At 41.8% G+C, this 24336-nt stretch carries 18 protein-coding genes and 7 tRNA genes; 21 read left to right on the top strand and 4 right to left on the bottom strand.

Annotated features, from left to right (window positions below):
- The first annotated feature begins 3 nt into the window (after positions 1–3).
- Positions 4–936, top strand: a complete 933-nt coding sequence (locus G6R09_RS18380) for a peptidoglycan DD-metalloendopeptidase family protein (RefSeq protein WP_065167892.1) — start codon at positions 4–6, stop codon at positions 934–936.
- A gap of 89 nt (positions 937–1025) precedes the next feature.
- Positions 1026–2018, top strand: a complete 993-nt coding sequence (gene rpoS / locus G6R09_RS18375) for an RNA polymerase sigma factor RpoS (protein ID WP_163923950.1) — start codon at positions 1026–1028, stop codon at positions 2016–2018.
- A 153-nt stretch (positions 2019–2171) separates the two neighbouring features.
- On the opposite strand, the gene mutS is transcribed toward rpoS, so the two are convergent.
- The gene (gene mutS, locus G6R09_RS18370; protein WP_163923976.1) at positions 2172–4751 is read right to left on the bottom strand and encodes a DNA mismatch repair protein MutS; all 2580 of its coding nucleotides are present in this window, start codon (positions 4749–4751) and stop codon (positions 2172–2174) included.
- 213 nt (positions 4752–4964) lie between these two features.
- On the opposite strand from mutS, the gene pncC reads away from it, so the two are divergent.
- The 3 genes from pncC to kch all read left to right on the top strand — a co-directional run bounded on the left by pncC (position 4965) and on the right by kch (position 8078).
- The gene (gene pncC, locus G6R09_RS18365) at positions 4965–5462 is read left to right on the top strand and encodes a nicotinamide-nucleotide amidase (protein ID WP_065167894.1); all 498 of its coding nucleotides are present in this window, start codon (positions 4965–4967) and stop codon (positions 5460–5462) included.
- Between the two features lie 127 nt (positions 5463–5589).
- The gene (gene recA, locus G6R09_RS18360) at positions 5590–6639 is read left to right on the top strand and encodes a recombinase RecA (RefSeq protein WP_065167895.1); all 1050 of its coding nucleotides are present in this window, start codon (positions 5590–5592) and stop codon (positions 6637–6639) included.
- Positions 6640–6848: 209 nt separating this feature from the next.
- A complete protein-coding gene (gene kch / locus G6R09_RS18355; protein ID WP_065167896.1) occupies positions 6849–8078 on the top strand; it encodes a voltage-gated potassium channel protein in 1230 nt (409 codons plus the stop codon).
- Positions 8079–8298: 220 nt separating this feature from the next.
- Here kch and G6R09_RS19955 read toward each other — a convergent pair whose 3' ends face one another.
- Positions 8299–8457 carry a hypothetical protein gene (locus G6R09_RS19955; RefSeq protein ID WP_235859678.1) on the bottom strand — a complete coding sequence of 53 codons (159 nt, stop codon included), beginning with the start codon at positions 8455–8457 and terminating at the stop codon, positions 8299–8301.
- On the opposite strand from G6R09_RS19955, the gene alaS reads away from it, so the two are divergent.
- The 15 genes from alaS to luxS all read left to right on the top strand — a co-directional run bounded on the left by alaS (position 8382) and on the right by luxS (position 20367).
- Positions 8382–10997, top strand: coding sequence for an alanine--tRNA ligase (gene alaS, locus G6R09_RS18350; protein WP_240345797.1), 2616 nt, complete (start codon positions 8382–8384; stop codon positions 10995–10997). The genes G6R09_RS19955 and alaS overlap by 76 nt on opposite strands.
- A 16-nt stretch (positions 10998–11013) precedes the next feature.
- Positions 11014–12198, top strand: coding sequence for an aspartate kinase (locus tag G6R09_RS18345; protein ID WP_087845444.1), 1185 nt, complete (start codon positions 11014–11016; stop codon positions 12196–12198).
- An 85-nt stretch (positions 12199–12283) separates the two neighbouring features.
- Positions 12284–12481 (top strand): carbon storage regulator CsrA, encoded by a 198-nt coding sequence (gene csrA / locus G6R09_RS18340; RefSeq protein WP_060999777.1) that lies wholly within the window; start codon positions 12284–12286, stop codon positions 12479–12481.
- Between the two features lie 260 nt (positions 12482–12741).
- Positions 12742–12833, top strand: a tRNA-Ser gene (locus tag G6R09_RS18335).
- An 84-nt stretch (positions 12834–12917) separates the two neighbouring features.
- Positions 12918–12994: transfer RNA gene (locus G6R09_RS18330), tRNA-Arg, on the top strand.
- Positions 12995–13062: 68 nt separating this feature from the next.
- Positions 13063–13154, top strand: a tRNA-Ser gene (locus G6R09_RS18325).
- A 64-nt stretch (positions 13155–13218) separates the two neighbouring features.
- Positions 13219–13295: transfer RNA gene (locus G6R09_RS18320), tRNA-Arg, on the top strand.
- A gap of 57 nt (positions 13296–13352) precedes the next feature.
- Positions 13353–13444, top strand: a tRNA-Ser gene (locus G6R09_RS18315).
- A 115-nt stretch (positions 13445–13559) separates the two neighbouring features.
- Positions 13560–13636 (top strand) — tRNA-Arg (locus G6R09_RS18310).
- Between the two features lie 50 nt (positions 13637–13686).
- Positions 13687–13763 (top strand) — tRNA-Arg (locus G6R09_RS18305).
- Between the two features lie 277 nt (positions 13764–14040).
- Positions 14041–14487 carry a YqaA family protein gene (locus tag G6R09_RS18300; RefSeq protein ID WP_065168365.1) on the top strand — a complete coding sequence of 149 codons (447 nt, stop codon included), beginning with the start codon at positions 14041–14043 and terminating at the stop codon, positions 14485–14487.
- Positions 14488–14500: 13 nt separating this feature from the next.
- Positions 14501–17353: a pitrilysin family protein gene (locus G6R09_RS18295; RefSeq protein ID WP_163923944.1), complete on the top strand. Its 2853-nt coding sequence runs from the start codon at positions 14501–14503 to the stop codon at positions 17351–17353.
- Positions 17354–17503: 150 nt separating this feature from the next.
- A complete protein-coding gene (gene gshA / locus G6R09_RS18290; RefSeq protein ID WP_163923941.1) occupies positions 17504–19090 on the top strand; it encodes a glutamate--cysteine ligase in 1587 nt (528 codons plus the stop codon).
- An 81-nt stretch (positions 19091–19171) separates the two neighbouring features.
- Positions 19172–19777 (top strand): hypothetical protein, encoded by a 606-nt coding sequence (locus G6R09_RS18285; RefSeq protein WP_065168367.1) that lies wholly within the window; start codon positions 19172–19174, stop codon positions 19775–19777.
- 71 nt (positions 19778–19848) lie between these two features.
- Positions 19849–20367 (top strand): S-ribosylhomocysteine lyase, encoded by a 519-nt coding sequence (gene luxS, locus G6R09_RS18280; RefSeq protein ID WP_065168368.1) that lies wholly within the window; start codon positions 19849–19851, stop codon positions 20365–20367.
- Between the two features lie 78 nt (positions 20368–20445).
- Here luxS and G6R09_RS18275 read toward each other — a convergent pair whose 3' ends face one another.
- Together G6R09_RS18275 and G6R09_RS18270 are read right to left on the bottom strand one after the other, a co-directional pair.
- Positions 20446–21771 carry an HlyC/CorC family transporter gene (locus tag G6R09_RS18275; protein ID WP_163923938.1) on the bottom strand — a complete coding sequence of 442 codons (1326 nt, stop codon included), beginning with the start codon at positions 21769–21771 and terminating at the stop codon, positions 20446–20448.
- A 120-nt stretch (positions 21772–21891) separates the two neighbouring features.
- The gene (locus G6R09_RS18270) at positions 21892–22689 is read right to left on the bottom strand and encodes an inner membrane protein YpjD (RefSeq protein WP_065168369.1); all 798 of its coding nucleotides are present in this window, start codon (positions 22687–22689) and stop codon (positions 21892–21894) included.
- Positions 22690–22898: 209 nt separating this feature from the next.
- On the opposite strand from G6R09_RS18270, the gene ffh reads away from it, so the two are divergent.
- On the top strand, positions 22899–24266 hold the full coding sequence (ffh, locus tag G6R09_RS18265) for a signal recognition particle protein (RefSeq protein ID WP_061000708.1): 1368 nt from the start codon (positions 22899–22901) through the stop codon (positions 24264–24266).
- Positions 24267–24336 lie beyond the last annotated feature (70 nt).

The raw sequence follows: 24336 nt of genomic DNA, 5'->3' as shown, positions 1-24336 counted from the left end.
ACCATGAGTATTGAACGTATGATAAAAAAAATAATTCAACCTTCTTTGCTAGCAGTAAGCTGTGTAGCTCTGCTGTCGGCATGTAGTAGTCATACGCCTGCTCCTGTTTCAAATCTTGCTAAAGATTATTCTCAATTACAGCGTGGTAGCTTTCACGGCCGTTATTACACCGTTCAGAAGGGTGATACGTTATATTTTATCTCTTACATGACTGATCGCGATGTAAAAGATATCGTCAAATTAAATCGCTTACCTCGCCCTTATACAATTTATCCAGGGCAAAAATTAGCGATTCCAGTTGCAGACAGTTACGCATCGACAGCTTCACGTAATAGTAATGTGGTTGTAACCCCACTGGTTGCGCCATCGACAGCCCCAACGGTAACCCATACTGTAGCCAAACCTGTCGCTGTTAAACCTGTTGTGCAAAAAACAACCAACAAACCAGTTGCGAAGCCGAAAGCAAAAGAGTACTCTGGAAATTCAAAAGTTAACAAACCTGTAACAACCAAGCCAGTAACTAAAGCGCCAACCAAGCCGGTGGCTAAGCCGACAGTACAAGTTTCAAGTTCTGGCTGGGCTTGGCCAGTAAAAGGTAAAGTTATTGCAGGGTTCTCTAGTGCAGATAATGGCAACAAAGGTATCGATATTACTGCCGCTCGCGGTACACCAATTCGAGCCACAGCCGCAGGTAAAGTGGTATACGCCGGCGATGCATTACGAGGATATGGTAACTTAGTGATCATAAAGCACAGTGAAGATTATCTCAGTGCTTATGCCCACAACGATAAAATATTAGTCAAAGAGCAGCAGTCAGTTAAAGCTGGCCAGGAAATCGCTACTATGGGTAGTTCGGGTGCATCAAGCGTTAGGTTGCACTTTGAGATTCGTTATAAAGGTAAGTCAGTTGATCCAATGCGCTTTCTTCCCAAGTAGCAAGCCATAATAAAAATAGTGAGAAACGTACAAATTAGAGATGACATCATGAAGTTGTAATGTCTTTAACTCGCCATCTGGGAGGCGCTATGAGTAGAAGCAGCACAGCCAAAAAACTTGAATCATTGACATTAGATGACAGCATTGAGCTTAACAGCTTAGTGATGCCAACTGATAATAATTCTGATACGTCAACATCGAGTGAAGATGTTGATATCTCCAAATATGAGACCAACGCTAAAGCGCTTGATGCAACACAACTTTATCTAGGTGAAATTGGATATTCTCCTTTGCTTACTGCTGAAGAAGAAGTGTTGTATGCTCGCCGTGCCCTGCGTGGTGATGAAGTGTCACGAAAACGCATGATTGAAAGTAATCTTCGTTTAGTGGTCAAAATATCACGTCGCTATAGTAATCGTGGTTTAGCGTTACTTGATCTGGTTGAAGAAGGTAATCTTGGGCTTATTCGTGCGGTTGAGAAATTTGATCCAGAACGAGGCTTTCGTTTTTCAACCTACGCAACATGGTGGATCCGTCAAACTATTGAACGGGCGATCATGAACCAAACCCGTACTATTCGTTTACCTATTCATGTAGTGAAAGAGCTTAATGTCTATTTACGTACGGCACGTGAACTCGCACAAAAGCTTGATCATGAACCAACGGCTGAAGATATCGCACTGCAACTTGAAAAATCGGTGGATGATGTTAACCGTATGCTGCGTCTTAATGAACGAGTGAGTTCGGTTGATAATCCTATCGGTGGCGATTCTGATAAAGCACTATTAGACATTATTCCTGATGAAAAAGGCGGTAGCCCTGAAACGTCGACTCAAGATGATGATATTAAGAACTCGATAGTACATTGGTTACAAGAGCTGAATCCAAAACAGCGTGAAGTATTGGCGCGTCGATTTGGCTTATTGGGCTATGAAGCATCAACATTAGAAGATGTGGGTCGAGAAATTGGCTTAACCCGTGAGCGTGTTCGCCAGATTCAGGTCGAAGGTTTACGTCGTTTACGCGACATGCTAATCCACCAGGGGTTAAGTATTGAATCCTTATTTAACCAAGAAGTTTAACCAACAACTATCATAAACAACTGCTATGTTGAATATCAATGCGCACGGTCTTTTTGAACCTACTTTTACGTGAGCAAATCTTATAGCCAATAAAAAAGGACGCGCGAGCGTCCTTTTTTTATGAGCTTAAAATGTGATATTTGTTATTAGCTATTAGTGTATTAACGCTTTAAGGCGATACAGCTCATCTAATGCTTGGCGAGGGGTTAACTCATCAGGGTTAACATTTGCCAGTGCTTCTTCGACTTCACTTGGCTCAGGGATCAAGCTCAGTTGATGTTCCTCACGTGGCGGCTGTCCTGCAACAACGGGTTGTTGAGCTTGTTGGTGTCCAAGTGCCTCTAACTGCTTAAGCTTAATTTTAGCACGCTTAATAACGGCTTTGGGTACGCCAGCAAGGCTTGCCACGGCTAGACCGTATGACTTACTAGCCGCGCCATCTTGAACGCTATGCATAAAGGCAATATTGTCGCCGTGTTCAACCGCATCAAGATGGACATTGGCCAACCCAGAGAGTAGTGATGGCAGCTCGGTTAACTCAAAGTAGTGGGTGGCAAATAATGTCATTGCAGCAATTTTATCTGCTAGCCATTCAGCACTTGCCCATGCCAGAGATAAACCATCATAAGTACTGGTACCACGGCCAATTTCATCCATTAACACTAAGCTATGTTTAGTTGCATTATGAAGAATATTGGCTGTTTCTGTCATTTCGACCATAAAGGTTGAGCGTCCAGAAGCAAGATCATCAGAAGCACCAATACGAGTAAATATACGATCTAGCGGACCGATTGTTACTGCCTCTGCTGGTACAAATGAACCCACATGTGCCAATAATGCGATCAAGGCTGTTTGACGCATATAAGTTGATTTACCGCCCATGTTAGGACCGGTAATGATCAACATGCGACGATCTTGGTGTAACGCGATCGGGTTAGCAATAAACGGTTCACTTAGCACTTGCTCAACCACAGGGTGACGGCCCGCAGTAATATTAATGCCAGTGGTGGTGGTTAACTGTGGACGACAGTAGTTTAGGCTATCAGCACGCTCGGCTAAGTTGGTCAGAACATCTAATTCAGATAATGCACTTGCTGCCAGTTGTAACCGTTCTAAATGCGGCAGTAGCTGATCAAATAACTCATCCCACAATTTTTTCTCAAGCGCTAACGCTTTTGATTTGGAATTGAGTACTTTATCTTCGTGCTCTTTTAATTCAGGAATAATATAGCGTTCAGCATTTTTTAGGGTTTGACGACGAATATAGTGTTCAGGCACTAAATGACTTTGACCACGACTGACTTGAATAAAGAAACCATGAACCTGATTAAAGCCAACTTTAAGGCTATCAATGTCATGACGTTCACGTTCACGGTTTTCAAGATCGGTTAAGTATTGTTTAGCGCCATCGGCTAAATCTCGCCATTCATCGAGTTCAGCATTATATCCCGGTGCGAGCACGCCACCATCACGAATAATCACGGGCGGATTTTCAATAATAGCGTGTTCAAGTAATTGGCACAGATCATCCATTGGCGCAGCATTCTGGGCTAATTCTGCAATGCGATCTTGGGGTATTTCAGCTAATAATTGCGCCAGTTCTGGCAAATATTGCATCGCGGTACGCATGCGGGCTAAATCACGTGGGCGTGCTGAACGTAACGCTAATCGTGCGAGAATACGTTCTAGATCGCCCATATGACGTAATACGATAGCGGTATCAACAAACATGCCGCTATCTTTAAACGCTTCAATGGCATTTAAGCGGCCATTCAGTTGCTGTTGATCGCGAATTGGTTGGTGAAGCCAGCGCTTCAATAAGCGGCTGCCCATTGGGGTCGCGGTATGATCCAATACCGATGCGAGGGTGTTATCAAAGCCGCCAGCTAAATTTTGGGTTAATTCTAAATTACGTCGTGTCGCAGCATCTAAAATAACCGCATGATCTTGGGTATCAAGAGTGATTGCACGAATATGAGGTAGCGCAGTACGTTGAGTGTCTTTGACATATTGCATCAAACAACCAGCAGCACATAAGCCAAGGTTGGCTTTTTCAACCCCAAAGCCGACTAAGTCTCGAGTACCAAATTGTAAGGTTAGTTGCTGGCGCGCAGTTTCAAGTTCAAATTCCCAAATAGGGCGACGACGCTTACCTTTAAACGGTTCAACTAAATGTAAATAAGTAAAATCTTCAGGGTAGAGTAATTCCGCTGGACTGGTTCGTTGCAGTTCTGCCTGCATTTCTTCTTCAGTCGTAGGTTCAGTTAACATGAAACGGCCAGAGGTAATATCAAGCGTTGCATAGCCAAATTTATTATTAGCAGTGTAGATTGCTGCAATTAAATTATCACGACGTTCATTAAGCAGCGCCTCATCACTAACTGTACCTGGAGTGATGATACGCACAACTTTACGTTCAACTGGGCCTTTACTGGTCGCGGGATCGCCGATCTGCTCACAGATAGCAACAGACACCCCTTGCTGAACTAATTTAGCCAGATAGCCTTCAGCTGCATGGTGAGGAATACCCGCCATCGGAATCGGTTCACCGTTGGTCGCACCACGTTTTGTCAGAGAGATATCAAGTAGTTGTGAAGCTCGCTTGGCATCATCAAAAAACATCTCATAGAAATCGCCCATGCGGTAAAACAATAAAATATCAGGGTTTTCAGCTTTGATTCGAAGGAACTGCTGCATCATAGGAGTATGTTTTTCTAAGCCTTTTATCGTCACGATATTGCCTACTCTTGCTGGTTCAACGTCGGCCACTTAAGGTAGCTCGACCAATTAAATAATGAAGCTTAAGGATACGTGAATCAGTGGATCGGGCAAAGTAACCATTAGAGTTTTTTTATCATCTTTGCAATGGTCGTTAACAAGCGTAAAGTTAACGCTTACCGCTCAATATGTTAAATACCGTAATGGGTAACCCGCTTGGAGGCATCAATGACAAATATCGAACAATTAGCTGTTGAACTTGGTCAGGTATTAACAGTAAAAAAATGGATCGCAACCACCGCAGAGTCGTGTACCGGAGGTGGGGTTTCATTTGCTATAACCGATATTCCAGGAAGCTCTGCCTGGTTTAATCGTGCATTTATTACTTATAGCAATGAAGCTAAGCAGCAAATGCTAAGTGTTACCGAGCAAGCGCTGACTGAGTTTGGTGCTGTCAGTGAGGCGGTAGTATTTGAAATGGCATGTGGCGCTTTAGCCGCTTCTCGAGCAGATATCAGTGTTGCTATCAGTGGTATTGCAGGACCTGACGGCGGCACTGATGAAAAACCAGTTGGTACAGTATGGTTCGCTTGGGCTGATGCGACAGGATGGCAACAAACACGCTGCTGTTTATTTAATGGTTCACGCCAAGCGGTGAGACAACAAGCGATTGCTGAAGCGTTGTCAGGGTTGATTGAGCGAGTTAAGCAAGTCATAGCACAGTGATATTATTCTTAAAAAATTGTATTTAACAAAAAAAATTAAACCAGAACTAGACACTGTATGAATAGACAGTATACTAAGTCTCATACCCAGTTTAGTCACTTTATTTTAGCATCCGTTGGAGAGTCAAATGGACGACAACAAGCAGAAGGCTCTTGCCGCAGCGTTAGGCCAGATTGAGAAACAGTTCGGTAAAGGTTCAATCATGAAATTGGGCGATAACCGTACTATGGATATCGAGACCGTTTCAACGGGTTCATTATCACTTGATATTGCATTAGGTGCTGGTGGCTTACCAATGGGACGTATCGTAGAAATCTACGGTCCAGAATCATCAGGTAAAACAACCCTAACCTTAGAAACAATTGCAGCGGCTCAAAAAGCAGGTAAGACGTGTGCATTTATCGATGCAGAACACGCTCTCGATCCAATTTATGCTGAAAAGTTAGGTGTTGATATTAACCAACTTCTTGTTTCTCAACCTGATACTGGTGAGCAAGCATTAGAAATTGTTGATGCACTAGCACGCTCAGGTGCTGTTGACCTAATTGTTGTCGATTCGGTTGCTGCTTTAACACCAAAGGCTGAAATTGAAGGCGAAATGGGTGACTCTCATATGGGTCTGCAAGCACGTATGCTATCGCAAGCAATGCGTAAGTTAACTGGTAACCTTAAACAGTCTAACTGTATGTGTATCTTCATCAACCAAATCCGTATGAAAATTGGTGTGATGTTTGGTAATCCAGAAACCACAACAGGTGGTAACGCGTTGAAGTTCTACGCTTCTGTTCGTCTTGATATTCGTCGTACTGGCGCAATTAAAGATGGCGATGAAGTGGTAGGTAACGAAACCCGCATTAAGGTTGTTAAAAATAAAATTGCGGCACCATTTAAGCAAGCAGAAACACAAATTCTTTATGGTCAAGGCTTTAACCGTTTAGGTGAGCTGATTGATCTTGGTGTTAAGCACAAGTTTGTTGACAAAGCAGGTGCTTGGTATAGCTACAATGGTGACAAAATTGGTCAAGGTAAGGCTAACTCTACTAAGTACCTTGCTGATCACCCAGAGCTAGCTGCGGAATTAGATAAAAAATTACGTGATTTACTATTAAGTCCAGCCGTTGAATCAGAGCAAAAAGACAGTGAAACATCTGCTGCTGAAGACGGTGATGCTTTTTAATTAAACGCATTCGCCTTGTAGGCTAAAACAATACATACTTTAACCCAGCCTTTGTGCTGGGTTTTTTTATGACATTTTTTGTATTAATCAACATTAACTTTAATTCGCAAACCGAGGCTGTTTTCTGCTTTAATATGCTAACTAAACGTTTTTGCTTTATATTTTTTATTCAATTGAGTTATTAATTTCATTAACTAGGCATATTTATAATGAAAGAACACGTGTCGTGGATACGTTGGGTAGGGCAAACCATTCGACGGTTTACCGAGTGGCTTTACACTCTGCGCCATATTTTTGTGGCAGTATTTGTTTTAGGTAATAGCGGCCTTATTTTTCATACAATCTATGGCTTACCAATTAACCTGCTTACATTATTTAATGTTCGAAACTACGACCAAATTAACGTCAGTTTTTTAACTAACGCGCCTTACTTTATGTTAGGGGTGTTTATTGTGATGAGTTCGGTGGGGCTGTTTTTCAGGGCGCGAATTTCATGGATGATCAGTTTTACATTAATGCTGATCAATATCTTTTATACCGCGCACATTCATCCTCAGCAAACCCATAATATTCATTACGGTATCGCGTCATTAATTTTGTTATTTATGGTGCGGAAATATTTTTCTAAAAGCAGTGTTGCTGCCGGTAGTATTTTTGCGTTAATTAGTGTGATCACTTTATTATTAACTTCTACTTATGGCGCATTATATTTTGGCGACGGATTTAATCCTAAAATCACCAGTTTATTGACCGCGTTTTACTATGCGATAGAAACCATGTCGACAGTAGGATATGGCGATATCGTACCGGTTACAGAGCCAGCTCGATTGTTTACCATTTCGGTCATTGTGTCTGGTATTACAGTGTTTGCCACATCGGCAACATCAGTGTTAGGCCCTGTTGTTCATAGTGGTTTTGAACGACTTGTTAAAGGTAATAGCAAAAAAATGGATCGTACTAATCACTTTATAATTTGTGGCTTATCAAGCCTTGGCATTAATACCATTAAACAGCTCACAGAGCGTAAACAGCCAATTACGATTATTGTTTCACCTCGCATACAGCAAGTGGCAAAAGATCAATTAGAAGGGCTAGATGTGGTTGTGGGTGATTACAGTGATGGTGCTATTTTAACGCAAGCTGGGGTGATGAATGCCAAGGCGATACTGGCATTGAGTGATGATGATGCTGATAACGCATTTATTGTATTATCAGCGATTGAATTAGCCAGCTCAGCGCGCACCGTGGCATTGGTTAACGAAAGTAAAAATATCAATAAAGTGAAAAGCGTTAATCCTGACATTGTGATTTCACCGCAACAGTTTGCGAGTGATATTCTGGCGCGGGTATTAAACGGTGAAAGTATCGATAGCGATTCGATTGTGGCGTCGCTACTGCATTCTGTGCAAGGATTGTCAGATAACGAAATTAATAAATAATCGTTAATTTATCGCCATTAGCAGCGTGAGTTCATATGTTATATGAATAGGTTACAAGGGGAGTGAGCTTGTAGGTAGCAAACTAACGGCGATTATTTGATACATTTTGCCACATATCATTTCCCGTAATAGCTACCGTTGTTTTACAATAGCCCCCAAAAAATTTATCTTAGCTTTATTACTAGACGGTGACTGTTGATTGAGCCTTATGTTTAAAGGCCTAAACGGTTACCGAAGAAAATCGCCATTGGGTGTTTTTCTGTCCTTCTATTTCAAGCATTAATTCAGGATTTGCCAATGTACATGAGCACTGATGAGATTCGCCGCGCGTATCTTGCGTTTTTCGAGAGCAAAGGCCACCAGATCGTGGAAAGCTCATCTCTAGTTCCTGCGAATGACCCAACGTTGTTATTCACTAACGCAGGTATGAACCAATTTAAAGATACATTCCTTGGTCTTGAGAAGCGTAACTATACACGTGCGACAAGCGCTCAGCGTTGTGTTCGTGCGGGTGGTAAACATAACGACCTTGAAAATGTAGGTTTTACAGCGCGTCACCATACTTTCTTTGAAATGCTAGGTAACTTCAGCTTTGGCGATTACTTTAAGCATGACGCGATTGGCTATGCATGGGAGTTTCTAACCAAAGAGCTTAAGCTTCCTGAAGATCGTTTAGTGGTTACTATCTATGAAAGTGATGACGAAGCGTTTGAAATCTGGAATAAAGAAATTGGTATTCCAGCTGATCGCATCGTACGTATTGGTGATAACAAAGGCGCACCGTTTGCTTCTGATAACTTCTGGCAAATGGGCGACACTGGTCCTTGTGGTCCTTGTACTGAAATTTTCTACGATCACGGCGATCATATCTGGGGTGGCCGTCCTGGCACGCCAGAAGAAGATGGTGACCGCTTCATTGAGATCTGGAATAACGTATTTATGCAGTTCAACCGTCAAGCTGACGGCACAATGGAACCGCTACCTAAGCCATCTGTAGATACAGGTATGGGTATTGAGCGTATTGCCGCAATTATGCAAGGCGTACACTCAAACTATGAAATCGATATTTTCCAAACCCTAATTAAAGAAGCTGCGGCTGTTATTGGTTATGACGATCTGTCTAATCAATCACTACGCGTTGTTGCTGACCATATTCGTTCGTGTGCATTCTTGATTGCTGATGGTGTTATGCCATCAAACGAAGGCCGTGGTTACGTATTACGTCGTATTATTCGTCGTGCAGTACGTCACGGTAACAAGTTAGGCGCACAAGGTGTGTTCTTCTACAAACTTGTGGGGCCATTAGCTGAAATTATGGGTACTGCAGGTCTTGAGCTTAAAGCACAACAAGAGCTAGTCGAAAAAGTACTTAAGATTGAAGAAGACAACTTCAGCCGCACACTTGAGCGTGGCCTAACAATTCTTAATGAAGCACTGGATAACATCGACGGTAACGTACTTGATGGCGAAACAGTATTTAAGCTTTATGATACTTACGGTTTCCCTGCTGACTTAACTAACGATGTTGCGCGTGAGCGTGGTTTCTCAATCGATGAAGACGGTTTTGAAACTGCGATGGAAGCTCAACGTCAACGTGCTCGTGACGCAGGCAACTTTGGCGTTGATTACAATGACGCAATCAAAGTTGATGCTGAAACGACGTTCTGTGGTTACAGCGCAACAGATGGTGAAGGTGTTGTTGTTGCACTATACCGTGACGGTAATGCTGTAGATGCCATCAATGCTGGCGACAATGCACTAGTGGTATTATCAAATACACCATTTTATGCAGAGTCAGGCGGTCAATGTGGTGATAGCGGTTTATTAACGGCTGAAGGCGTAGTGTTTAACGTTGCAGATACGCAAAAGTTTGGTGCTGCAACTGGCCATAAAGGTCAATTAGTTGAAGGTTCCCTAACTGTGGGTCAGCAACTAACTGCTGCTGTTGACTCAGAGCGTCGTCAAGCGATTAGCTTAAACCACTCAGCAACTCACTTAATGCACGCAGCGCTACGCACTATTTTGGGCGATCATGTTGCTCAGAAAGGCTCATTAGTAAAAGCTGACGGCCTGCGTTTTGACTTCTCAAACCTAGAAGCGGTTAAACCTGAGCAGTTACGTGCTGTTGAGGATATGGTCAACGAGCAAATTCGTGCAAACCATAGCATTGATACTAACATCATGGACATTGAAGCTGCGAAAGCGAAAGGCGCAATGGCATTGTTTGGTGAGAAGTACGATGACCAAGTTCGTGTGTTAAGCATGGGTGATTTCTCGACTGAGCTATGTGGTGGTGTTCACGCTAACCGTACTGGTGATATCGGTCTATTTAAGATTGTTTCTGAAAGTGGTATCGCTGCAGGTATTCGTCGTATCGAAGCGGTAACGGGCGCTGGTGCGATTGCAGCAATGCATGATGAAGATATGATGCTAGCGAAAACAGCGCGCTTAGTGAAGTCTGACGTTGCTTCTGTAGTTAGCAAAGTCGATGCGTTAGTGTCACACAGCAAACAACTAGAAAAAGAAATTCAACAATTAAAAGACAAGCTAGCCGCGCAAGAAGGCGCAAGCTTGATTAATAAAGCCCAACAAATTAATGGCGTTAAGGTATTAATTGCCCAACTTGACGGTGCTGATAACAAAGCATTACGTGGCATGGTTGATGAACTAAAAAATCAACTAGGTAGCGGTGTAGTGCTATTAGGTAACGTTAGCGAAGATAAAGTAGGCCTAATTGCTGGTGTTACTAAAGATTTAATTGGCAAAGTAAAAGCAGGTGAGCTAGTTAACTTGGTGGCATTACAAGTTGGTGGTAAAGGCGGCGGTCGTCCTGATATGGCACAAGCGGGTGGTACTGACGCAGCAGCATTGCCTGCAGCATTAGACACTGTTGCACCATGGCTTGCTGAAAAACTGTAATCACTGGAGATCTAATGTGGCACTATTAGTGCAAAAATTTGGTGGCACATCGGTCGGCAGTATTGAGCGAATAGAAGCGGTTGCTGAGCGAGTGATAAAAGCTCGCCAGTGTGGCCACCAAGTTGTAGTTGTATTGTCTGCTATGGCCGGTGAAACGAATCGTTTATTAGGCTTAGCTAAGCAGATTGATGCGATACCGACACCTCGTGAGCTGGATGTTTTACTGGCAGCGGGAGAACAGGTATCAATTGCTTTATTAGCTATGGCGTTGAATAAACGCGGCTATAGCGCGATCTCATTGACGGCTGATCAAGTTGTTATTCATACGGATAATAACTTTAATAATGCCACGATCCATGAGGTTGAAACCCAGCATATGACCACATTACTAGGCCAAGACAACATTGTTGTCGTGGCCGGTTTTCAAGGACGTGACATTGATGGCAATGTCACAACCTTAGGCCGTGGTGGGTCTGATACGACTGCGGTTGCTATTGCGAGTGCGCTTAAAGCAGATGAATGCCAGATCTTTACTGATGTTGATGGCGTATACTCAACAGATCCAAGAATTGTACCAAGTGCGACGCGTTTGGATGTGATTCATTTTGATTATATGACTTGCATGGCGCGCTTAGGGGCAAAAGTGCTACAATTACAATCTGTAGAGTATGCATGCCAACATCGCGTTCCATTACGTGTTCTTTCTTCATTTGAAGAAGGAGAGGGGACGTTAGTCAATTTTGATGTGATGAGTAATCAAAACATCATTGGCGTTGCACTTCAAAGGCAGCAGGTTTTAGTTAATATCACACTACCAGCCACTGTTCTAAATGAGCAGCTGGGGTTATATGGTTTGACAGCTTGGAATTTATCAACTAATTCTAGTGATGATATATCACAAATCGTTATTTCTAATGATGATTTAGCGCGTTTAAGGCTAGTGTTTGATAGCAAAATGCGCCATATTGGTATGGTCTCTATACTTTCTTTGATAGGAAAGGATATTCAGCAACATTTGGAGTGTATTCAAATGGTACTGCGAGAGGCTGGCATTATAGTGCATACATATCAGGGCGATAAGAAGTGCTTATCTTTATTGATTAATGAAGATGACCATCTTGCAGCTGTTGATTTAATCCATGAAAAATTTGTGGTTGATGGCCAGTGTTTAGGTAATCTATCGCATCTTGCTGTTTCTTGAGCCACGGCTATTTATGAAATTGTGATTTTATTGGATAAAAAACGTTAAATTCTTATAAGACTGAGATTACTCAAGGAGCACTCGAATGCTAATTTTAACACGTCGTGTAGGTGAAACTCTAATGATCGGTGACGAAGTAACCGTTACTGTTCTTGGTGTTAAGGGAAATCAGGTACGTATTGGTGTAAATGCACCTAAAGAAGTATCTGTTCACCGTGAAGAAATTTATATGCGAATTCAAGCTGAAAAAGAATCTGGTACTCCGAGTACTGGTAACTACTAATTCGAAGAGGGCTAGGATATTTATCCTGGCCTTTTTTGTGTCTGCAGCAAAGTAATACCGATCTAGTAACGATAAGATGCCGTTGTTATTAGTGAGTTTTAAGCGTTGTTATTAAGCCTAAGAAATGAATACTTCATTAGTTACGTTGCATTAATTATCGCATTGCTTACTAAGTGTGCATTCGTGCGGCAAGTGTTGGTTTTTATCAATAAAGTGTTTGACTTATTTTGGTCTAACAGTAATATGTGCCTCCACAAGACGGTGAGGTGGCCGAGAGGCTGAAGGCGCTCCCCTGCTAAGGGAGTATACGGTTTATCCCGTATCGAGGGTTCGAATCCCTCCTTCACCGCCATTATTTTTTAATGGATATTGTGAACGCTTTCTTATTGATTTAATTATCTTAATTTGGGATAATGTAACGGTAGTAAAGCACAGTGCGCGCGTAGCTCAGCTGGATAGAGTACCTGGCTACGAACCAGGCGGTCGGAGGTTCGAATCCTCCCGCGCGCACCATTATTTAAGCAATGAGTCATGTTAGCCTTTAGCAGCTAATATAACTTGTTACTTGCACCGAATTGTGTGGTGAGGTGGCCGAGAGGCTGAAGGCGCTCCCCTGCTAAGGGAGTATACGGTTTATCCCGTATCGAGGGTTCGAATCCCTCCTTCACCGCCATTCTTTATTGATGGCAACGATGTTGATATCAATATGGTGTTTTCTTTAGCAAGAAACACCCAGTGCGCGCGTAGCTCAGCTGGATAGAGTACCTGGCTACGAACCAGGCGGTCGGAGGTTCGAATCCTCCCGCGCGCACCATTATTTAAGCGATGAGTTGATTATAGTCATTAACTTGTTACTTATACCAATTTGTGTGGTGAGGTGGCCGAGAGGCTGAAGGCGCTCCCCTGCTAAGGGAGTATACGGTTTATCCCGTATCGAGGGTTCGAATCCCTCCTTCACCGCCATTCTTTTGCAAGTTGTTAAAAATTACCGCAAGGTAAGGTTTGACGATTGCATTATTCCTTTTTATCGCTAAAAGGAATTGTTTCTAGTAAGATGTTGTCTTAAAAGAAACACAGTGCGCGCGTAGCTCAGCTGGATAGAGTACCTGGCTACGAACCAGGCGGTCGGAGGTTCGAATCCTCCCGCGCGCACCATTATTTAAAGTGATAAGCCTCAATGCTTGTTACTGTTACACCGATTTAGTGCGCGCGTAGCTCAGCTGGATAGAGTACCTGGCTACGAACCAGGCGGTCGGAGGTTCGAATCCTCCCGCGCGCACCATCATTTAAAAGCTCAGCTTAGGCTGGGCTTTTTTTATACCCTCATTTTAGTCTCGATATCATTTCTGCGTTGTTTAATCATAATTCTGCTGCTTATTAGATCACCATGCTGTAGTTAACAGCCTTGGTGCCACTATTGTCAGAGTTAAATAAAGATTAAATAACAGACTATTAATCAGCTTAGTATTATTATCAAAATCAAATAATTTATATTATTGTAGCTAGGGTTTCGAGCTGCATTTCGTCTTTAAAGCATTAACTTATGAGATAACCGCTCGATGACAGAATTAATTAATGGTGATCTTGGATTATGGGTACTGTTTGCGACCGGTTTTTTAAGTGCGACGTTGTTACCCGGTGGTTCAGAAGCTAATTTAATTGCCGCTTTAAAAATGGGGGATAACCCGATTTGGCAAATTGTGGCGGTGGTGACAATCGGTAATACCCTTGGTGGACTGACTAATTATTGGTTAGGTTTATTACTGCCGGATAAAACGGTGGATAATAAACACAGTAATAAAGCATTATTATGGCTAAAGAAATACGGTTATTGGAGCTTATTTTTAAGCTGGATGCCAATTATTGGTGATCCATTATGCTTAGCGGCTGGGTGGTTGCGCATGCGGTTTTGGTGGTGTGCTGTCGCTATTTTTATTGGGAAAATGATACGCTATATTGCTCTAGCTGTGATTGTGCTAGGGCTATTTCCCGGATTATCAGTGTAAGGAATGTATTAACGTGCAAAAGTGGGTCTTAAGTGCTGCATTGCTATCATTAGCGGGTTGTAGTCAATGGAGTGAACATAGCTCTGTAAATGATAACTTACCGCAAGGGATTAAGTTTATCGAGCAGGTAAAAGCGGTACCTGGCAAGGCGGTAATACCTTACAGTAAATATCAATTAGCCAATGGGTTAACGGTTATTTTGTCACCTGATGATTCTGATCCGTTAGTGAATGTTGATGTCACTTATCATGTTGGTTCAGCACGTGAGCAGCAGGGAAAATCTGGCTTTGCTCATTTCTTTGAACATATGATGTTTCAAGGCTCAAAGCATGTGGGTGATCAGCAACATTTCAAATTGATCACAGAAGCAGGCGGTAGTTTAAATGGCAGTACTAACCGCGATCGCACCAATTATTATGAAACGGTTCCAGCGAATCAACTTCAAAAAGTATTGTGGTTAGAGGCTGATCGTATGGGTTTCTTATTGGATGCGGTGTCACAGCGTAAATTTGAAATTCAGCGTTCAACAGTTAAAAATGAGCGTGCACAAAATTTTGAAAATCGTCCTTATGGAATGATTTATGAAAAAATGGCTGAAGCGCTGTACCCACGTAGCCACCCGTATTCATGGCAAACCATTGGCTATGTTGAAGATCTTGATCGCGTTGATGTGAATGATCTTAAAGCTTTTTTCCTGCGTTGGTATGGGCCTAATAATGCGACGTTAACCATTGGCGGTGATATCAATAAAGCCGAGACACTGGCATGGATCAATAAATACTTTGGCTCGATTCCACGTGGCCCTGAAGTGAAAAATTCCCCTAAGCAGCCAGCTAAAATAGTTCATAATCGCTTTATTACTCTGCAAGATAATATTCAGCAGCCAATGCTAATGATAGGGTGGCCAACGGCTTATCTGGGGGCGAAAGATCAATCATCTTTGGATATGCTTGGACAAATTATTGGTAGCGGTACTAATAGCTTACTGTATCAAAAATTGGTCAAAACTGGCGCAGCTGTCGATGCTGGCGCTTTTCAAGATTGTGCTGAATTAGCCTGTACTATGTATGTCTATGCGATGGCACCTAGTGGTAATCAGGGCAATTTAAAACAGCTGCGTACTAAAGTGATGGCGGTGGTTGATGGCATTAAAACCCAAGGCATTAATCAGCAGCAATTAGATGAGATCAAAGGTTCAGCTGCAGCAAGTGCGATTTATGGTTTGCAAAGCGTAGCAGGTAAAGTTTCACAGCTTGCGGCTTATCAAACATTTTTTGGTGATCCTAATTATTTACCTACCGAGCTTGCTAACGTTAATCGCGTTACGACCAATAGCGTGATGGCCGCTTATAATAAATATTTATATCAACAGCCAAGTGTGAGTTTAAGTGTGGTACCCAAAGGAGAGCTTCAGTTAGAGGCTGCACAGCCAAACTTTACGCCTGCGCCACGCCACTTACCTGTACATCATAAAATTGCTGAAAAAGACTTAGCTTATCGTAGTGTCACTGATAACTTTGATCGCAGTGTAATGCCACAAGCATCAACACCAGTAAAAGCGTTGATGCCAAGCTTATATGAATTTACGTTAACTAATGGTATTAAAGTGATTGGTACCGAATATAAAGAAACGCCAACCATTACTTTACAACTAAGTGTACCTGCTGGGCGTCGATTTGAGCCGGAAGGCAAAGCGGGATTAGCACAACTTACTGCTGCGATGATGAATGAAGGCACTGCTAAATTAACCGCAGAGCAGATGGCATCTCAGTTAGATACTTTGGGAAGTCATATTACCGTCAATGCAGGACTGTATAACTCGACCATCTCATTAACGACGCTGACCAAAAATTTACCACAAACATTAGCATTATTTGAGCAGCGATTATTACAGCCTAAATTTACAGAGTCTGATTTCAAGCGTTTGAAAAAACAAATGTTAGAAGGCATTGTTTATGAACATCAAAGTGCAGAATGGTTAGCCAATCAAGCCACGCGTGATGTGTTGTTTAAAGGCACTGTATTTAGTCGTCCAGCAGAAGGTACTCAGGCGTCTATTAACGCGATTACATTGCAAGATGTTAAGCGATTTTATCAGCGTTATTACACTCCAAATGGTGCAGATATTGTGGTGGTAGGCGATATTAAACAAGTTAACTTACACACAGATCTCGCACCATTAGCAGCTTGGCAAGGAGCGCCTAAACCAACATTAATTACACCGACATTGCCGACGTTATCACAACAAGCTATTTGGTTAGTCAATAAGCCTCATGCGCCGCAAACAGTGGTGCGTTTAGTCCGTCAGGGGATGGCCTATGACGCAACAGGAGAATTATTTAAAACTCAACTTGCGAACTTTAATTTAGCGGGTAATTTTAATAGTCGTTTAAATTTAAACTTACGTGAAGATAAAGGCTATACCTATGGTGCGGGCGGTTATTTAACCGGAGGCCGTGAAATTGGTATGGCAAGTTTCTATGCGCAGGTACGTGCTAATGCCACTTTAGCTGCGATAAAAGAATTTATGGCTGAATTAAAGCGCATTAGCAAGAGTGGATTAACGGCTAAAGAAGTGAAATTTATGCGGTTAGCAGTCGGTCAGCAAGATGCGTTAAGCTATGAAACGCCATCTAAAAAAGCGGCGTTACTCGGCACTATTTTAAGCTATAACTTAGCGCCTAATTTTGTCGCTCAACGCAATCATATTGTGGCGACAATAACCAAAGCAGAAATGGATAATTTGGCGCAGAAGTGGTTTAACCCGCAAGATTATCAAATCATTATTGTCGGTGATGCGAAGACATTATTGCCGCAATTAAAGAGCTTAGGTTTACCAATTCATCAATTAGCTCTGAATCAGTAAAAATTCACCACAGTAACAGCTTTTATTAAGTAATGGCTGTTACTGTGTAGTAACTATGTTTCACAATTATTAATACTATAAAGCATGGTAATCGTGGTTAATAATGATTACCCTGTTTTCTTCAATTGGATAAAAATGAGTATGGCCTTCATGACTTTTTCCGAAAGGTTGCAACAGGTTGCTAATAACCCAGAAGCCTTAACACAGTTAGGGCGCGGTCTTGAGCGTGAGTCTTTGCGCATAACAGAAGATTTAAAAGTATCTTCATTACCACATCCAAGTGCTTTAGGTTCAGCGCTAACTAACAAGTGGATCACGACTGACTTTGCTGAATCATTGTTAGAGTTTATCACCCCTGTTTCACGTGATGTTGATGATCTACTTGCACAATTAGACGATATCCATAAGTTTTCTTTAAGCCATATGGCTGGCGAGCGCTTATGGCCGATGTCTATGCCATGTTTTGTTGGTGATCAAAACGATATAGAGTTAGCCCAATACGGTAGTTCTAATAGCGGCCAAATGAAAACCCTTTACCGTGAAGGACTAAAGCGTCGTTACGGTAGCGTGATGCAGATTATTTCTGGCGTACACTTTAACTTTTCATTTCCTGATGCATTTTGGGATGGCTTGTTTGGTGAGCAAACGGAGCTACAGCGCCAAGATTCAGTGTCTGATGCCTATTTTGCATTAATTCGAAACTATTACCGTTTCGGATGGCTAATTCCATATTTGTTTGGTTCATCTCCAGCATTATGTGGCTCATTTATTCAAAACGAAGCCTTGAAAGATTCTTTTGAAAAAGTGGGTAAAGGAACTTACTTTTTAGAGAATGCAACAGCACTGCGATTGAGTGATTTAGGTTATACCAATAATGCGCAAAGCTCGCTAAAAATTGGATTCAATAATATTGAGCAATACCTTACTGGACTAAATAGCGCAATTCATACTCCATCAGCAGAGTTTGCGAAATTAGGTGTGATTGTTGATGGTAAACGTCAACAGCTTAATAGTAATGTATTACAGATTGAAAACGAACTTTATGCACCAATAAGACCTAAACGTGTTGCTAAAAGTGGTGAAAAGCCATCAGAAGCATTAAAGCGAGCAGGAGTAGAATATATTGAGGTGCGCTCGTTAGACGTTAATCCATTTAGCCCAATCGGTATTGATGAAGACCAAGTGCGTTTTCTTGATTTGTTCTTAACTTGGGCGGTATTAACCCCATCACCTGAGATGAATGATTGTGAATTAGCGTGTTGGCGTGATAATTGGAATAAAGTGGTTGTTGATGGCCGTAACCCACAATTAGAGCTAAGAATTGGCTGCGATGGTGAAGAGTTACTGCTAAAAACATGGGGTCAACGTGTATTTGCAGAGCTTGAGCAGGTTGCAATTACCATGGATAAGCTTCATAGCGATAGCAAGTATCAGCAAACGTGTCAGCGTTTACTAAGCTGGATCAACGATCCACAGTTAACGTTTTCAGCTAAATTACTTGAACAAATTAAAGCTAAGCAAGGGATTGGTGCAGTTGGTGATCATTATGCGACCGAGCATGCAAAACAATTGGCTCAGCAAGATTTCCGTTTTTATGATCAAGCAACGTTTGAGCAAGAAGTTGCAGCCTCAGTGATCAAGCAACGTCAAATAGAACAAAGTGATACATTATCATTTGATGATTTTCTCGCTGACTATTTTGCTGATGTTGATGTGGAGATTCCAACCCTCAGCTAATAAGTTATGGTATGAAGCTGGCGCTGTTAAGTGTCAGCTTTTTTTTTGATCTATATTCATTGTTATAAGACAGGAACAATAATGCGATTACGTGTACGGTTGTTGATGCTGACTGTTGTAACTGTGATTGTCAGTGGTTGTGCAACACCGCCACCAAGCAATCAATCAAATTTATGCAGTATATTTAGACAATATCCAGATTGGTATGAAGATGCTGTTGATATGCAGCAAAAGTGGGGCACGCCAATAAATGTTGCGATGGCGATTATGAAACAAGAAAGTAGTTATCGTCACGATGCGTTGCCACCGAAAGATTATATGTTGGGTTTTATTCCTTGGGGTCGAGTAAGTAGTGCTTATGGTTATGCACAGGCGCAAGATCCAGCTTGGTCTGACTTTCAAAAGCATACTGGCCATGGTGGCTCACGCAGTGACTTTGGTGATGCGATGCAATTTATTGGCTGGTATACCCATGAAACTCAACGTCAATTAGGTATTTCTAAATGGAATGCCTATGCTCAGTATCTAGCCTATCACGATGGACGTGGTGGTTATAAGCGTGGCACCTATCGCCGTAAACCGTGGCTAATGAAAGTTGCACGTAAGGTTGAACAGCAATCGAAAAATTACGGTTGGCAGTTAAAGCAATGCCGAAAAGAGCTCGATGCCAATAAAAGTTGGTGGTAGGTTAGTTGTAAGTAGCACTATATAACGGAAGTGCTAGGCGTTATTTTTATTTAGACAAGGAGAAGTAAGCAATGCCATTACTTGATAGCTTTACTGTCGATCATACCAAAATGCATGCACCTGCAGTCAGGATCGCAAAGACCATGCAAACCCCTAGCGGTGACACTATTACCGTGTTTGATTTGCGTTTTTGTCGCCCCAATGCTGAAATTCTCAGTGAGCGTGGTATTCATACTTTAGAACATTTGTATGCTGGATTTATGCGTCAGCATTTAAATTCTGACACGGTCGAAATTATTGATATTTCACCTATGGGGTGCCGTACTGGTTTCTACATGAGTCTAATTGGTTCACCGACAGAACAACAGGTTGCCAGCGCATGGCTAGCGGCAATGACAGATGTGTTAGCGGTTGAAACTCAAGCGCAGATCCCTGAGCTCAATGAGTATCAATGTGGTACTTATAATATGCACTCACTCGATGAAGCCAAAGCAATTGCAACAGCGATTATTGATGTAGGTATCGAGGTTAATAAAAATGATGCTCTGGCGCTGCCAGATACGATATTACAGCAATTGCAGGTTAAATAAGCGGTTGCTTTAAGCATAAAAAAAGCCACTCAGTATGAAAAATTACTGAGTGGCTTTTTTATTGAGATAGATCTTTGGTTAATGGGTGCTTGACGATTGAGGTGTTTGCTCGGTGTCAGTTTCAGCATTAATTTGAGTGGTGCTGTGTGTGGGCAACACTTTAACCAATTTAATCATATTATCTGCAACATCAATGATTTCTATTTTGTGACCAGCAATGTCGACTTTGACATTTTCTTCGGGAATATATTCTAAATGTTCAAGAATAAAACCGTTCAATGTGCGTGGACCATCGGTAGGAAGCTGCCAATTTAAGCTTTTATTTAAATCACGAATATTGGCACTACCTTCAATCAATAAACTACCGTCTTTTTGTTGGGTAATTTCTTCTGCCAGTGTTGGCGCAATAGAAGTAGTAAACTCGCCAACGATCTCTTCTAGAATATCTTCAACAGTGATCAAGCCTTGAATATCGCCATACTCATCCACAATTAAGCCAATACGCTCTTTATTGCGTTGAAATTTTAATAATTGAATATTTAATGGTGTGCCTTCTGGAATGAAATAGACTTCATCCGCTGCGCGTAATAAATTTTCTTTACTAAAGTCATTTTTATCCATCATTAAACGGTAAGCTTCACGTACGCGTAGCATACCAACCACTTCATCAATGCTGTCGCGATATAACACAATCCGCCCATGTGCAGAGTGACTTAACTGACGTACAATTGACTTCCAATCATCATTGACATTAATGGCTGCTATTTCATTACGTGGAATCATTAATTCTTCCACTGTCACGTTTTCTAGATCAAGAATAGAGAGCAGCATATCTTGGTGACGACGAGGGATCAGAGAACCTGCTTCGTTAACAATAGTACGTAACTCTTCTGAGTTAATGTTTGAAGCGTTATCAGAATCTTTTTTCACCCCTAGAATAAACAAGAAACCATTAGTAATGCCATTAACAAACCACACTAATGGGTAAAGTAACTTCATTAAAATATTTAGTAATACGCTGCTTGCGTAAGATATCTTTTCTGGGTGTAGAGCAGCGACGGTTTTTGGTGTTACTTCTGCAAATACCAAAATAACAATAGTTAACACTGCGGTTGCAATAGCCACACCCGCATCACCATAGAGACGCATACCAATAATGGTCGCAATTGCCGATGCAATAATATTAACTAAGTTATTACCGATCAGAATTAAGCCTAATAAACGATCAGTACGTGAAAGAAGTTTCTCAACCCGTTGAGCCCCTTTATGGCCTTGGCTAGCAAGGTGGCGTAACTTATAGCGATTGAGGGTCATCATTCCGGTTTCAGAGCTTGAAAAGTAAGCTGAAATGATGATCATAAGAGCGAGTAAAGCAAATAATAAGCCTGTGGAAATTTGGTCCAAAGGGGCAGTCCTTAACAGATTAACTAAGTATTGTTAGTTATTGAATAACTAACAATAATGTATAAAACAGTAGTAATTATAAAAACAAGTGTAGCAATAAAATTCGTCGTTGTAGCTTAACTAGCTACCAATGATAATTTCTTTGACAAAACGGCTACCGAAATAGGCTAATGTCAGTAAAAATGCACCGGCTAAGCTAAACCAAACAACCTTACGTCCGCGCCATCCTTGACGGTAATGACCCCATAACAATACGCTGTAAATAATCCAAGCAAGCAAGGATAAGACTGCTTTATGGGTTTTGCCTTGAGCAATAATGTCGCCAATAAAAAAGTAGCCGCTAATTAAAGTGACGCTTAATAAACCATAACCAACAATAATGATCTTGAAAAGTTGGCGCTCTACCATCATTAATGGTGGAATGTTAGGATTAATCTGTAAGCTTTTTTTGCGCTTTAACTTATGATCAAGCCAAGCCAGTTGTAATGCGTACAGTGTCGCTATCATTAAGGTTGAATATGAGAACAATGCCAGAGAAATATGGATTAACGCTTGCGGTTGTGCCTCTAAATGGGTAATAAAAGCACCCGGTAGCATAGTGGCAGCAAATAAGTTAATCGCGGCGAAACTATAAACAACCGGCAATAAAAACCAAATCCGCATTTTTAATATTGCAAACGTGGTTAAACTGGCAACAATAACGCTAATCAGTGATGCAACGTTAAGGATGCTAAGGTTTTGACCTGATGCTCCAAGGATAAGATCCTTAAGTAATAGCAAGTGTAAGGCAATAGCAATAATGGCAGTAATAAACACCGGTTGGGTTTTAATGCCGTTATTGCTGGTAAGCCCTGGAACAACAAGCAGTAATGCAATGATGTAAAAGCATACTGCAGGGATGGCAATTAGCATGTCCATAGTCAACCAGATAGCTCCTTTAGTAACGAATAGCTATTTTTAATATTTAGAAGCAGCAATTATACCCTGCTCAAACCTTCGTCGCCAATGTAATCCCAAAAAGAGCTGTGGGTTTACATGAAAGACCAAGCTTTTTTGCGGTATACTTGTAGCAATTTTAATAATTTTGCAATTTTTGATTGAGTTGCGTAACGAGCGAGTAGCACCACATGTTCGAAAATTTAACCGAGCGTTTATCGCGAACGCTAAAAAATGTCAGCGGCCGTGGTCGTCTTACGGATGACAATATAAAGGATACTTTGCGTGAAGTTCGGATGGCATTACTCGAAGCCGACGTTGCGTTACCTGTCGTTCGTGAATTTGTTAAGCGTGTAAAAGAGCGCGCTGTTGGTACTGAAGTATCAAAAAGCCTTACTCCTGGCCAAGAGTTTATTAAGATTGTTCAAGCTGAGCTTGAAGCTGTCATGGGTGAAGGTAATGAAGCGCTTGATTTAAGTTGCCAACCACCGGCAGTGATCTTAATGGCCGGCCTTCAAGGTGCGGGTAAAACGACCAGTGTTGGTAAACTAGGTAAGCTATTAAAAGAGCGTGATAAAAAGAAAGTCTTGGTAGTTTCTGCCGACGTTTACCGTCCTGCGGCAATCAAGCAGCTAGAAACGCTTGCTGCTGATGTCGGTGTGGATTTCTTTCCATCAACGGTTGAGCAAAAACCACTAACTATTGTAAAAGCTGCATTAGAGCACGGTAAAACCAAGTTCTATGACGTAGTGATTGTCGATACTGCAGGTCGTTTGCATGTCGATGAAGAAATGATGGATGAAATTAAAGATGTCCATAAAGCATTAAATCCAGTCGAAACGCTGTTCGTGGTTGATGCCATGACGGGTCAAGATGCGGCGAATACAGCCAAAGCGTTTAATGATGCCTTACCACTGACCGGTGTTATCTTAACCAAGGTTGATGGTGATGCGCGTGGTGGTGCAGCGTTATCTGTACGGCACATTACTGGTAAACCAATTAAATTTTTAGGTATTGGTGAAAAAACTGATGCCCTAGAACCATTCCACCCTGATCGTGTTGCTTCGCGTATTTTAGGAATGGGCGACGTTTTATCGTTGATCGAAGATCTAGAACGTAACGTTGATAAAAAAGAAGCTGAGAAATTAGCCAAGAAATTTAAAGATAAAAAAGGCTTTGATCTTGAAGATTTCCGTAGCCAGCTTCAACAAATGAAAAACATGGGTGGCATGATGGGTATGCTCGACAAGCTGCCAGGCATGTCGCAATTACCCGGTGATATGAAAGATAAAGTTGATGATAAAATCTTCGTTCAAATGGAAGCTATCATTAACTCAATGACCAAGGGTGAACGCGCTCGACCAGAGCTTATTAAGGGCTCACGTAAGAAGCGTATTGCTGCAGGTTCTGGTACTCAAGTACAAGATGTAAACCGTCTATTGAAGCAATTTACCCAGATGCAAAAGATGATGAAAAAGATGCAAAAGGGCGGAATGAAGAATATGATGCGCCAAATGAAAGGCATGATGCCTGGTGGCGGTATGTTCCCAGGGCGCTAATAGTCTGATTTTTAATGGTTTTAAAGCTTTTGTTCTACTTAAACGGTGAAAAAGTAACTAAAGCAGTTGC

The organism is Photobacterium sp. Alg240-V54 (genome assembly GCF_900537155.1).
GTDB lineage: Bacteria > Pseudomonadota > Gammaproteobacteria > Enterobacterales > Vibrionaceae > Photobacterium.
This window is presented reverse-complemented; position numbering and strand designations above follow the sequence as displayed.

Bases quoted from the DNA above. Each gene is read 5' to 3' on its own strand.
- pncC (WP_065167894.1), top strand. From the start codon at position 4,965: ATGACAAATATCGAACAATTAGCTGTTGAACTTGGTCAGGTATTAACA.
- luxS (WP_065168368.1), top strand. From the start codon at position 19,849: ATGCCATTACTTGATAGCTTTACTGTCGATCATACCAAAATGCATGCA.
- G6R09_RS18270 (WP_065168369.1), bottom strand. From the start codon at position 22,689: ATGGACATGCTAATTGCCATCCCTGCAGTATGCTTTTACATCATTGCA.
- G6R09_RS18285 (WP_065168367.1), top strand. From the start codon at position 19,172: ATGCGATTACGTGTACGGTTGTTGATGCTGACTGTTGTAACTGTGATT.
- rpoS (WP_163923950.1), top strand. From the start codon at position 1,026: ATGAGTAGAAGCAGCACAGCCAAAAAACTTGAATCATTGACATTAGAT.
- alaS (WP_240345797.1), top strand. From the start codon at position 8,382: ATGAGCACTGATGAGATTCGCCGCGCGTATCTTGCGTTTTTCGAGAGC.
- csrA (WP_060999777.1), top strand. From the start codon at position 12,284: ATGCTAATTTTAACACGTCGTGTAGGTGAAACTCTAATGATCGGTGAC.
- recA (WP_065167895.1), top strand. From the start codon at position 5,590: ATGGACGACAACAAGCAGAAGGCTCTTGCCGCAGCGTTAGGCCAGATT.
- gshA (WP_163923941.1), top strand. From the start codon at position 17,504: ATGACTTTTTCCGAAAGGTTGCAACAGGTTGCTAATAACCCAGAAGCC.
- kch (WP_065167896.1), top strand. From the start codon at position 6,849: ATGAAAGAACACGTGTCGTGGATACGTTGGGTAGGGCAAACCATTCGA.
- ffh (WP_061000708.1), top strand. From the start codon at position 22,899: ATGTTCGAAAATTTAACCGAGCGTTTATCGCGAACGCTAAAAAATGTC.
- G6R09_RS18300 (WP_065168365.1), top strand. From the start codon at position 14,041: ATGACAGAATTAATTAATGGTGATCTTGGATTATGGGTACTGTTTGCG.
- G6R09_RS19955 (WP_235859678.1), bottom strand. From the start codon at position 8,457: ATGAGCTTTCCACGATCTGGTGGCCTTTGCTCTCGAAAAACGCAAGAT.
- G6R09_RS18380 (WP_065167892.1), top strand. From the start codon at position 4: ATGAGTATTGAACGTATGATAAAAAAAATAATTCAACCTTCTTTGCTA.